11 protein-coding genes are annotated in these 11,802 nt (G+C 68.7%); 6 read left to right on the top strand and 5 right to left on the bottom strand.

Going from position 1 to position 11,802, the window contains the following annotated elements; genetic code table 11:
• Genes TTY48_RS15550 through TTY48_RS15540 form a run of 3 tightly spaced genes read right to left on the bottom strand, consistent with a single transcriptional unit; the run spans position 1 to position 3,429 of the window.
• Positions 1-525, bottom strand: a complete 525-nt coding sequence (locus TTY48_RS15550) for a hypothetical protein (protein WP_220658342.1) — start codon at positions 523-525, stop codon at positions 1-3.
• A 50-nt stretch (positions 526-575) separates the two neighbouring features.
• Positions 576-965 carry a hypothetical protein gene (locus TTY48_RS15545; protein ID WP_220658341.1) on the bottom strand — a complete coding sequence of 130 codons (390 nt, stop codon included), beginning with the start codon at positions 963-965 and terminating at the stop codon, positions 576-578.
• A gap of 4 nt (positions 966-969) precedes the next feature.
• Positions 970-3,429: an HAD-IC family P-type ATPase gene (locus tag TTY48_RS15540; protein WP_220658340.1), complete on the bottom strand. Its 2,460-nt coding sequence runs from the start codon at positions 3,427-3,429 to the stop codon at positions 970-972.
• 66 nt (positions 3,430-3,495) lie between these two features.
• On the opposite strand from TTY48_RS15540, the gene TTY48_RS15535 reads away from it, so the two are divergent.
• The 6 genes from TTY48_RS15535 to TTY48_RS15510 all read left to right on the top strand — a co-directional run bounded on the left by TTY48_RS15535 (position 3,496) and on the right by TTY48_RS15510 (position 7,983).
• Positions 3,496-3,939, top strand: a complete 444-nt coding sequence (locus TTY48_RS15535; protein ID WP_220658339.1) for a hypothetical protein — start codon at positions 3,496-3,498, stop codon at positions 3,937-3,939.
• A 110-nt stretch (positions 3,940-4,049) separates the two neighbouring features.
• Positions 4,050-4,511: an SRPBCC family protein gene (locus tag TTY48_RS15530; RefSeq protein WP_220658338.1), complete on the top strand. Its 462-nt coding sequence runs from the start codon at positions 4,050-4,052 to the stop codon at positions 4,509-4,511.
• A gap of 56 nt (positions 4,512-4,567) precedes the next feature.
• Positions 4,568-4,948: a hypothetical protein gene (locus TTY48_RS15525; RefSeq protein WP_220658337.1), complete on the top strand. Its 381-nt coding sequence runs from the start codon at positions 4,568-4,570 to the stop codon at positions 4,946-4,948.
• Positions 4,949-4,965: 17 nt separating this feature from the next.
• Complete coding sequence (locus TTY48_RS15520) at positions 4,966-5,520, top strand: DUF3558 family protein (protein ID WP_220658336.1); 555 nt, start codon at positions 4,966-4,968, stop codon at positions 5,518-5,520.
• A 124-nt stretch (positions 5,521-5,644) separates the two neighbouring features.
• The gene (locus TTY48_RS15515; protein WP_220658335.1) at positions 5,645-6,268 is read left to right on the top strand and encodes a DUF3558 family protein; all 624 of its coding nucleotides are present in this window, start codon (positions 5,645-5,647) and stop codon (positions 6,266-6,268) included.
• A gap of 191 nt (positions 6,269-6,459) precedes the next feature.
• Complete coding sequence (locus TTY48_RS15510) at positions 6,460-7,983, top strand: long-chain fatty acid--CoA ligase (protein ID WP_220658334.1); 1,524 nt, start codon at positions 6,460-6,462, stop codon at positions 7,981-7,983.
• Here the strand turns inward: TTY48_RS15510 and TTY48_RS15505 are convergent, their stop codons facing one another.
• Together TTY48_RS15505 and TTY48_RS15500 are read right to left on the bottom strand one after the other, a co-directional pair.
• Positions 7,984-10,617: an AAA family ATPase gene (locus TTY48_RS15505; RefSeq protein WP_220658333.1), complete on the bottom strand. Its 2,634-nt coding sequence runs from the start codon at positions 10,615-10,617 to the stop codon at positions 7,984-7,986.
• Entirely contained in the window at positions 10,614-11,753 is a 1,140-nt protein-coding gene (locus tag TTY48_RS15500; protein ID WP_220658332.1) for an exonuclease SbcCD subunit D, read from the bottom strand. The genes TTY48_RS15505 and TTY48_RS15500 overlap by 4 nt, the downstream gene beginning before the upstream one ends.
• Positions 11,754-11,802 lie beyond the last annotated feature (49 nt).

The following is an 11,802-nucleotide window of genomic DNA, read 5'->3' as shown; positions in this document are numbered from 1 at the left end:
TCAGCGACGGCCCGCGTGGTCGAGCGCGGTGGCGATCCGATCCGCGACGAACGCCGCGCGTAGGGGCGTGGTGACGAAGTAGTGATCGCCGCAGGTGAAACTCCATTTGGCGTAGTTCACGCCCCGGTTCCGCCACCCGTTGCGCTCGTGCTCCAGTAGTGCGGCGACCACCGCGGGAGCCGACTCCTGCAAGCCGTCGCCGGCCGTGCGCCGCAGCTCGACGGCGCCGTCCACCACGGCGACGTCCACGTCACCCATCTCCTGATACTCACGGTCGGAGACCTGTCGCGCCTCGTCCAACAGGGTGCGGCGTTGCTCATCGGTACCGCCGATGCAGAGGTCGCCCACCACCAGGTCGGTGCCGCCGTCGTCGAGCGCAGCGAGCTCCGCCTCGTCGAGCAGAACCACCCGACTGTCGGTGACGAAGGCGATCGCCAGGGGCGACGCCAGTGATTCCCAGACCGCGCGAACGCGAACATCGCTCGGTTCGACCACGGTCTCCGATCCCTCAGCTTCCGTGTCCATACCTGGACCCTACGCCTCGCACCTCACCCGCGAGCCCCCGAAAGAGCCCGTCAGGTCGGACCGAACGACCAATCGCCGACCAGGAGGAACCACCAGAACCACGGCACCCCCGCGCCGAAGGCGAAGATCGGCACGGCCAAGAACCGCACCCGCCGGATGCACCCGACGTACAACGCCGCCGCACACGCCGCCACCGTAGCCGTGATTGCCACCGCCACCGCGGTGCTCGCCTCGACCTCGCCCGTCGTGTCCAACAGAAGCAGACCGAGCACGAGCGCAATGAGCGGAAGAATCGCCAGCGTCGCCAATGTGATTGCGATCCAACCCGCGGCTTCCCGGGCCACTGCACCCGCGAGCTCGGCCGGTGACACGAATACGAGCCAGGCCGCAGCCGCTCCCAGAGCGCACGCGAGCGGAGCTCCGGGGAAGATGAGTTCCACCTGGTTATCGCTTTCTGCGGGAAACCCCGTGGAAGACCTTGGGCGCGAGGCGGCGGAACACCTCCACCATCACGATCGCGGCGGCGCCGAAGGCGAACCCGGTGCCCACCATCTGCGGATCGCTGATGTCCAGGAAGAACTTCTGCTGCGCCCAGGGGATGGAGAACAGCACCACGTAGAACGCTACGGACACCCCGACCAGCAGGATCTTCCACCAGTTGTACGGCCGCGCCACCAGGGCCAGCACCCACAGCGAGCCGACGAGCAGCGTGATGAGCGCCGCGGTCGAAGCCTGGATCTGCTGGGTCGTGAGCGCAGCCGCCTTGCCGCCGACGGCGGCACCCGATCCGCCGGGGTTCACCACCACCCAGCACAGGAAAGTGGCCAGGCCCACGGCCGTGCCCGACGGTGCGGCCAGGCGCAGCACACGGCCCACGAAGCCGGTCTTAGCCCGCTCGTTGTTCGGCGCCAGCGACATGACGAAGGCCGGGATACCGATGGTGAACCAGGCCGCGATCGTCACGTGAATGGGCTGGAACGGGTACGAGATCGGGGTGAAGCCGAACAGCTTGGCGCCGATGCCCGCGAGGCCCACGAGCCACGCCAGCAGCACCGCGTACACCGTCTTGGTGAGGAACAGGTTCGCGACGCGCTCGATGTTGCCGATCACCCGGCGGCCCTCGCCCACCACGTACGGCAACGTGGCGAACTTGTTGTCCAGCAGCACGATCTGGGCCACCGAGCGCGCGGCGGAGCTGCCCGAGCCCATCGCGACACCGATATCGGCGTCCTTGAGGGCGAGCACGTCGTTGACTCCGTCGCCGGTCATGGCCACGGTGTCGCCACGGGACTGGAGCGCCTTGACCATGGCCCGCTTCTGATCGGGGCGCACGCGCCCGAAGGTCACGTTGTCGGTGACGACGGTGCCCAGCTCGACGTTCTCGGCGGGCAGCTTCCGGGCGTCCACGGAGGAATCCGGCGAGCCGAGTCCGAGCGAATGCGCGACGGCGCCTACGGATACCGCGTTGTCGCCGGAGATCACCTTCACCGCGACGCCCTGCGAGTCGAAGTAGTCGAGGGTGCCGCGCGCGTCCGGGCGCACCCGCTGCTCCAGCGCGATCAGCGCGCGGGGCACCAGGTTTCCGGGTGCGGCCAGGTCGCCGGTGTCGGTGTCGACAGGTACATCGGTGGTGGCCACGAGCAGCACCCGCAGCCCCGTCGAACCGAGCTCGGTGGCGCGCCGCGCACCGTCGGACTCGGGATCGAGGAGCACGTCGGCGGCCCCGAGGATCCAGTTGCCGCGCGGGGAATCGCCCTCGGCGAGGGAGATTCCGGACCACTTCTTGGCGGAGCTGAACGGGGCGATCGCGGTGGCCCGCCATCCGGGCGAATCCGGGTAGGCCTCGGCGATGGCCTGGACGCTGGCGTTGGGTCGCGGGTCGAGCGCGGCGATGGCGGCCAGTGCCTGCTCGATGTCGCTGCGGTCCCCGTGGAGCACGTCCACCTCGGACAGTCGCATGCCGTTCTCGGTGAGGGTGCCGGTCTTATCGGCGCACACCACGTTCACACGCGCGAGGCCCTCGATCGCGGGGAGTTCCTGCACCAGGCACTTGCGCTGGCCCAGGCGCACCACGCCGACGGCGAAGGCGATCGAGGTCATGAGCACGAGCCCCTCGGGGATCATCGGCACGAGGGCCGCGACCATGCCGAGGATCGCCTGGTCGAGGCTCTGCCGCGAGATCACCAGCTGGTTCACCACGGTGAGCACGCCTGCAGGGACCAGCAGCCAGGTGATCACCTGGAGGATGCGGTCGATGCCCGAGCGCAGCTCCGAATCGACGAGGGTGAACTTGCTGGCCTCGTCGGCAAGCTGGGCCGCGTAGGCATCGGCGCCGACCTTGGTGGCGCGGTACGTGCCGGACCCGGACACCACGAAGCTGCCGGAGAAGATCTCGTCACCCGGCTGCTTGTCGACGGGGTCGGCCTCGCCGGTGAGGAGGGACTCGTCGATCTCCAGGGCTTCGGAGGCGATGGTCTCGCCGTCGACCACGATCTGATCGCCCGGCCCCACCTCGATCACGTCGTCGAGTACCACGTCGGATTGCGGGATCTCCACGGACTGTCCGTCGCGCCGCACCACCGGCCGGGCCTGCCCGACGATGGCGAGCGAATCGAGCGTCTTCTTCGCGCGCAGCTCCTGGATGATGCCGATCGCCGAGTTGAACACGATGAGCAGGCCGAACAGCCCGTTGATCAGCGAGCCGGTGAACAGCACGAGGACGAACAGCACACCCAGCATCGCGTTGATCCGGGTGAAGACGTTCGCGCGGATGATGTCCCACGTGCTGCGGCCCGAGCGGTTCGGCAGCTTGTTGACCTTGCCCTCGCGCACCCGCTCCTGCACCTGCGCCGTCGTGAGACCGGCGGCGGGGTGGTCGGCGGCGGTATCGGGTACTGCTGTCATGCCAGCGAGTCTAATGACGACCGAGGTATGCCCGGTGGTGCGATGCACCACGATAGATTCATCGCCGTGAACAAAGTCCGGGTCGTGCGCGCCGTCGGTGATGCCGGCTGGTGGGCCTACGTGGTGGCGATGATGCTGGTCTTCCAGCAGATGGGATCGGGATGGACGGCGTACGTCCCGTTGACCGATGCGAAGCGGTACTCGAATGGCGTACCCTCCGCCTTCGGCTACTTCGAGCAGCTCAATGCGGTCTCGACGCTCGGTGCCATCGGCCTCGGGTCGGCGGTCACGACGTCGATCGTGACCGCGCTCTGGCTGCCGACCCGGCGGGCGCGGGCCATCGCCGTCGCCGCTCCGCTGCTCGGCGCCCTGATCGTCTGGCTCGCCTCGAAGCCCCTCGCCGAGCTCGACGTCCTCGCGGCGTTCTTCGGGTTCCTCGCGGGCATCGCGGTCCGCGAGGCCGGCACCCGATGGTCACTGCGTTCGTTGCCGAGGGGGACGCAGGAGTGAGCCGCGCCCTGTCGGCGGCCTCGCTGTGGGTCTGCCCGGGACTGGCGGTGGTTCTGGTCTTCGTCGCGTTGGCCGCGCTCCGGCTGCGATAGCCCCGTACGCTACCTCGCATGGGAGCTTTCACCGTCGAACGGTCCACCGTGATCGACGCACCCGCCGACGTGATCTTCGGCCTGATCGACAATTTCCACGAGTGGCGGCATTGGTCGCCGTGGGAGGGGCTCGACCCCGATCTGAAGCGTGATTACAGCGGCCCCGCGGATGGGGTCGGCGCCACGTACGCGTGGAGCGGCAACCGCAAGGCCGGCGCGGGCCGGATGACCATCACCGGCGCGCTACCGAACGACTCCGTGGACATCGATCTCGACTTCGAGAAGCCGATGGCTGCGAACAACCACGTGCGGTTCGACATCCGTCCCGACGGTGGCGTCTTCCGGGTCACCTGGACCATGACCGGCGTGACCACCGGCTTCTTCGCTCTGGTGGGCAAGATCGTGCCCATGGACCGGTTCGCGGGCCGCGATTTCGAGCGCGGCCTCGCCGCGCTGAAGGCCCGCGCCGAGAACACCTAGGGAACCGATCGCCCCGCTCGTGCGTCCAATGGGAAAGCACGCGCATAGGAGGTCCCATGCCGCCCACCCCCGAGCCTGAGAAGATCCGCGAAGAAGCGATGAAACGCATCGCCGACCGTCCCGTCATGGTTCGCGACGGTGACGCGATCGAGGAGTTGGCACGGGCGCACGAGCGCCATGCCGAGAGGATTATCGCGATCGCCAACGAACTCCGCGATGTTGGCGCAGTGAACTACCTTGGGAACACGGTCGAGGGACACGCAGCGACCAACAACATCAGGGCAGCAGTCCACACTGACCCACGGTCCGTCACTGAAACTCTGCGTACACAAGCCAGGACTGCCCGGCATATCGCCGAGTCGCTGCGCGAAATCGGTCGAAGGATCGACCGAACCGAGACACAGAACCAAACTACGATTCAGAACAGCACTTCGTGAAACGGTCCGCTGCAGCTATGGCGATCTCAATCGGGCTGACAACCACCGCATGCACCATTGGACTGCCGGGCGATCCGGTGCCAGCCATCGATGTGAGCGCTTCACTACCATTCAAGCCCACGATCGTGGAACGCGTGAACGGTCGAAATGACGGAACTTCGTTCGAACCGTGTGTTGCATACAGCGCAACCGAGCTGTCGGCGCTGGGCATCAACGGCGCATCCGTTTCAGACGCCGGATTCTCCGAGTCGCCGAATTACCGTGGTTGTCACTGGACTTCGCAAGACGCAGCTACGCAATACAGTCAGATCGTCGGCGATGAAGCCTCCCTTGAGACATACAAGCGGAAACACTCTTATCGGCAGTGGAGACCCGACCGGGTCGCATCCGGCCGCACTGTCGCGATAGCTCCCGATTCCAACGATGGATGCATCGCAGCGTTCATCTCGCGCGACGCGGTCGTGGCGACGATCGTCGCCGGCAATCTATCCAAACCACCATCGGCCGGGCTGCAGGAAGAGTGCGACAAGGCATTCGCGTTCGCGAGCCTCGCGGCATCGAAGGCACCATAGCGTTTCTGCGTTATGCAGGATGTGCATAACCACCTGAAAGAGGCAGCCGAGGCAATCGACCATCAGACGGCGCCCCTCGGCCGGAGATCGATCCCACATAGCCAGGCCGCCTAGAGGAGGCTCCATGCCCGCAGGCCCTCAGATCGGTGAACGAGCTCTCGATTGCGCGACCACATCTATGAGGTCGTTGCTGTTCTGCATCGTCGTCCTCGCGGCTGCTGCGACCGCAGCGTGCGCGGTCACCGGGGACCCGATACCGGCGATCGATGTTTCGGCGTCGCTACCCGTGGTTCCGACGATCTCTGAACGAGTCAATGGCCGAAACGACGGGACGACGTTCGAACCGTGTACGGCCTATCGAGCCGAGGAATTGATCCCCTTGGGGATCGCACCGTCTTCGATCTCCGACGCCGCGTTCTCGGACTCCCCCAACTTTCGTGGCTGCGACTGGCTGTCCCCTGACAGGATCACGTTCATCAGCCAGATTCTCGGCGACGAGAAGTCCCTCGACAACTACAAGCGCAAGCACTCGTACCGGAAGTGGCAACCGGACAGGGAGGTGAACGGCCGCAGCATCGCAACGGCCACCGATTCGAATGACGGCTGCATCGCCGCATTCATGTCGATGGAGGCAATTGTCGTCTCCGGCATTCGCACTTCGACTGCGGGTCGACCGTCGCCGGGGTTGAAGCAAGAGTGCGACAAGGCGTTCGCGTTCGCGAGCCTCGCGACGTCAAAGGCACCGTAGCGCTTCAGCGTTATGCAGGATCTGCATAACGCCCGCGAGGCAACACCCACTCCTCCTGGCCGTCACTCTGCCGACTCCCTCGCCGCCAAGCACCACAACACCGCGCCTGAGAATCTGGCAAAACGGCCACCGCCGCGGCGTTCCCGGTCGAAGATCGATCCCACATCGCCACGCCGCCTCGAGGAGAGTCCATGCCCGCACGCCCGCAGATCGATCTCGGCTCCTGGATCGCTCGCCGCGCCGCCGTCAGCGCCGATCGTCCGGCCATCACCTACGGCGAGAGCACGTGGACGTACGCGGAGTTCGCCGACCGGATCGATCGCCTCGCGGCCGAGCTCGTCGCGGGCGGGATCGCGGCGGGCGACCGCGTGGGCTACGTGGGCTTCAACCACCCCGACTTCCTCACCAGCATGTTCGCCGCGTCCCGCGCGGGGGCGGTCTTCGTGCCGTTGAACTTCCGCCTCACCTCCGCCGAGCTCGAATACATCCTCACCGATGCCGGCGTGCACACCCTGATCGCGGACGCCGATCGCGCCGCCGTCGTCGAACCCGTGCGGGCATCGTCGGGCCTGCGCCGCGCGATCGCCCTCGACCCGGTCGACGGATGGGAACATCTCGATACCCTGCTCGCCGGACGCGACCCCATCACGGACCCCCAGCACCCCGGGGAAGACGATCTCGCGCTCATCATGTACACCTCCGGGACCACCGGCCGCCCCAAGGGCGCCATGCTGACGCACGGAAACATGTTCTGGAACAACATGAACGCGCTCCTCAGCCTCGATACGATGTCCACCGACATCAGTCTCGTTGCCGCACCCCTGTTCCACATCGGCGGCCTCAACGTGACCACCCTGATCACCCTGCAGAAGGGCGGCCAGCTGGTGATCCTGCCCGCCTTCGATCCGACCGCCGCGCTCCACCTCATCGAGAAGCACCGCGTGACAACCATGTTCGGCGTCCCCGCGATGTTCCTGTTCATGAGCCAGGTGCCCGCCTTCGACACCACCGACCTCTCCACCGTCCGACAACTCACCTGCGGTGGCGCGCCCGTCCCCGAACCCCTGATCGCGCTCTACAACGGCCGCAACATCCCGTTCTGCCAGGGCTACGGCCTCACCGAGACCGCCCCGCTCGCACTGGTCATGGACGTCTACGACACCGCCCGCAAGATCGGCGCCGCAGGCCACCACATCCTGCCGCTCTCCGAGGTCGCGCTGCTCGGGCCCGACGGTGCGCCGGTCCCCGACGGCGAGCGCGGCGAGGTCTGCGTGCGCGGCCCGCAGGTGACCACGGGCTACTGGAAGAACCCCGCCGCCACCAGCGCGTCGATCGACGCCGAGGGCTGGTTCCACACCGGCGACGTGGGCGAGCAGGATGACGACGGCTACGTGACCGTGGTCGACCGGGTCAAGGACATGGTGATCTCCGGCGGCGAGAACGTGTACCCGGCGGAAGTGGAATCGGTTCTGTACAACCACCCCGCGGTGGCCGAGGTCGCGATCATCGGTGTTCCGCACGAGAAGTGGGGCGAGGCGGTCACGGCGATCGTGGCGCTCAAACCCGACGCCACCCTCACCCTGGACGAGGTCCGGGACTTCGCGAAAGGCTCGCTCGCGCCGTACAAGCTGCCCCTGGCACTGCACATCGTGGATGCCCTCCCCCGCAACCCCGCAGGCAAGGTGCTCAAGTTCAAGCTGCGCGAACAGGTGTAGTTAGCCGAGCGCGACCTCGGTGACGCCCTCGCGGCCGCGGAGCGCGTCGAACCTGCCCGGCACGCAACTGAACACGATCACCTGCGCGGATCGGCCCGCCGTCACCAGCGCGTCGGCCATCGCCCCGAGCCGGGTGGGATCGCTGTGCCCGAGGGCATCGTCGAAGATCACCGGCGCACCGTCGGCACCGTCCACCAGCCGCGCGCACGCAAGCCTGCTGAGCACCCCCAACTGCTCCTGCGCACCGCCCGACAGGGATTCGAAGGGCACCGTGACACCGTCGACGGTGCGCGAGGCGATGGTCAGATCGTCGCCGACCGTGATCGTGAGGGGATCGCCGAAAACGGTGCGCCCCAGTTCTTCGAGCGCGTGCTGGTACGGCGCCTGGACGCGGGCGCGCCGGGCGTCGCGGTGCGCGGTCAGCGTGTCGTGCAGCAGCGCCGCGGCGCGGGCGCGCTCCTCCACCGAGGTCAGCGCCCGCTCGGCGTGCACGAGTTCGGCCTCGGCGGCGTCGAGCCGGTCACGGCGGCCGTCGGCCTGGAAGAGGCTCAGCTGCGCGGCGAGCCCGGCGAGGTGTTCGCGTGCCTCAGCCTCGGCGGCTCGCGCCCGGTCGGCGGCGCTCCGCGCCGATGCCAGCCGGCCGGCGAACCCCGCGACATCGGCCTCCTGTGCGGCGCGCTCGTGCTCCGCGAGTGCCGCGGCGGCAGCCGCCCTGGCCTCGGCGGCGGCATCGGCTGCGGTACCCAGCGCCTCGTCGTCGGCGTCGCGCCGCACGCGCTCCAGCTCCGCACTGAACTCGGAGGCCGCACTGTCGAAGTGCTGCAACCGATCCGCGGCGACCTGCGCATCAGTGGCTGCCCGGTGCAACTCCTGCTGCTTCTGCCCGAGCTGTTCGCGGGTCTGCTTCTCCTCGCCCCGCGACGCCACCTCGGCCTGAGTCGCCTCCATGAGGTTCCGCTTCGCGATCTCCGCATCGGCCGCGAGCAGCTCGGGATCGACCGCGGCCTCCAGCTCCACGATCCGCGCCGCCGACTCGTCGGCCATCTCCCGCAACTCGCTCAGGCTGGACTCGCCCAGGGCGTGCGCCAGGGCGATCCGGGCCTCCTGGAGCTCGACCTCGATCGACTCGCGCTGATCATGCAGCTCCCGCGCCTGCGCAGCGTCGGCGGCACCGGCCTCGCGGCACGCGGCGAGCACTGCCGCGTGAGCGGCCTTGACCTCGGCGGCCGCATCCGCGCTCTCGCCGCGCTGCACCACCTCGATCCGCACTGCACCCGGTACCTCGATGGCGGTGCCGTTGCCTGCCACCACTTCCACGGGCTCCTCGCCGATCAGCCGGCCGTCCACCAGTACATCGGTGAAGCCGAGGCGTTCCAGCCGCAGCGTGGCCGCCAGCGCGGAGAACCTGGCCTGCGCCCGCTCCAGCCGTTGTTCGGAAGCCGTGATGGCCTGCAGCGCGCGGCGATCCATCGGGTTGCCCGCCAGCCGGTTCCGCGCGTCCTCGACATCCTTGCCGAGCAGCTCGGCCTGCTCGATGCGGCTGCGGAGCCGTTGATAGCCGGCGGCCTCGCGGGCGTAATCGACCGCGTACTGGGCCTGCGCCTTGCGCTCGCGGCGATCCGCGGCGACCGCCGTCAGCTCGTGCACCGTGGTCTCCAGCCACGCCGCCTCGGCCGCGAGCACCTCGCGGTCGGCGAGGGCCTTATCGCGGAGCACGCGAACCTGCGCGGCCCGTTCGGTGGCCTGAGCCTGCTGCGCGATCAGGCGGCGGCGACGGTTCGCGGCATCCCCGGCATGCTGTTCCCGCAGCGTGGCCGATTCCAGCACCGCGCGGGCGTGCGATACCTGCGACTGCAACCGGGTGACGCGGTCCTGATCGGCCGCAAGCGTGTCCAACGCGGCGACCGCCGCCACCCGGCGGTCGACGATCGACGCCAATCGACCGGAGGCGGCCGCGTGCTGATCGACCACCAGGTCGACCTCCCGCAGTGCCGCCTCGGCCTGCTCGAACGCGCTGCGGGCCGCCGCATCCCGGCTCCGCGCGGCCGCCAACTCACCCGTGGGCCGCCCGGTGGGAGTGAAGTACCGAGCCCGCTCGGCGGCGACGGACTCGGCCAGGCGCTCCGCCCCGGGTTCATCGTCTCCCGCGCCGCCCGACGCCGAATCGAGCGCCTTCGCGAAGGCGGCGCTGTCGCGCAGCGAGGGCTGCCCGGGACCGGGGCCCTGCAAGACGGTGAGCGCCGCGAGCAGATCGGCATCGACGTGGGTGCGCATCTGCTCGGCCACCCACGCCTCGGCGGTGCCGCCGGTGAGCTGCTGCGGGGTGGGTTCGAGCACGGTGAGCGTGGTGCCGGGGCGACGGTGGTACTGCTTGGCGTACACGAAGCGATACGGCCCCACTGTGAGTTCGGCCTCGACGTAGGGGCCGGCGTCACGATGCGCCGGACACACCGCCTCGACCCGTTGCGACTTCGAGGTGGCCTTCACATCGAGCAGTAGCTGCAGCGCCTCCACCATCGAGGATTTGCCGGCCTCGTTCGGGCCGTGCAGCAGCGTGACGCCGGTGTCCGCGAACGCGATCTCGCGCTCTTGCACACCGCGGAAGTCCTTGACCGCCAGGCGATGCAGCCTCACGCGACCACATCCTGCCGGGTGAGGCGGTACAGCAAAGCCAGTGCACCGGACGCGTCGGCGGCGCGCTCGCCCCCGCTGCGCGCGATACCCAGGAGCTCATCCGCCGCCGCGGCGGCGGGCCCGGACAGTTCGAGCGATTCCAGCTCGTCCTCGCCGGGCAGCACCGCCAGGTCGGTCTTGCGCTCCCACAGTTCCACCGCGGCGAATCGCGCGCGCAGCGCCTCCAACTCGGCGTCGAGCTCCGCCTTCGCCACCAGCCCCACGGTGCCGGTGAAGCCGACCTTGACCACCGTGCGGTCCTTATCAGGCAACGCCGACAACGCCGCGACGGCGGCGGTCACATCGCGCTCCGCGGACAGCGGGAACTCCCGGGAGGCGAACCGCCAACTGCCCACCCGCACCGGCTCGACAACGGCGGCGCCGCCGTCCTCGGGGACGTCGACCAACAGCACCGACCCCGAATCCCGCTCCTTGTGGTCGAAGTTGGTGACCTCCGGCGCGCCGCTGTAGAAGACTCCGGGCCGCAACTGCGTGACCGAATGCCGATCGCCCAGCGCCACGTAGCGCAGTTCACCGCGGTCGAGCCGGGCCCCGAGCTCGGCCACGTCGATCAACCGCTGGTCCTGGGCGCCCACGGGCAGCGTGCCACCGTGCCCGACGGCGATCCGGATCACACCGGCCTCCGGCGCGGATGCCGCGACGACCGCCTCCGTGAGCGGATCGCCCGCCGGATGCTTGGAGAACCACGGCGCGGCGAGCAGCTCCACACCGGGCCGCACGGTGTGCACCCCCGCGGAGTCGAGCACCACCACGTTCTCGGGGCGATGCCGGGCGAAGACCTCCGAGGTGTAGATCGAGGCGGCGTCGAGCGGATCGTGATTGCCGGGCAGCAGGTACACCGGCACGCCGATGGTGGCCATCCGGTCGAGGCTGCGGGCGATCACCGCGGGTGCCAGGCGGTTGTCCTCGAAGACATCGCCGCAGACCACCACGAACTCGGCCGACCGCTCCGTGGCCAGGGCTCCGAGCCGGGAGATGGCGTCCAACCGGGCGTCGGTGAAGCGGGCCTGCGCGTCCGCATCGAGGAAGTGCCTGGTCATGCCCAGCTGCCAGTCCGCCGTGTGCACGAAGCGCATGTCCACCCCCTCGTCATCTCACTCGATCGCGTCGCCTCAAGGATAGTGA

Origin of the sequence: Tsukamurella sp. TY48 (assembly GCF_019656655.1) — a bacterium.
In the GTDB taxonomy this organism is placed as follows: Bacteria; Actinomycetota; Actinomycetes; order Mycobacteriales; family Mycobacteriaceae; genus Tsukamurella; species Tsukamurella strandjordii.
Note: the sequence above shows the minus strand (reverse complement) of the source record. Positions and strands in the feature narration are given on the sequence as shown.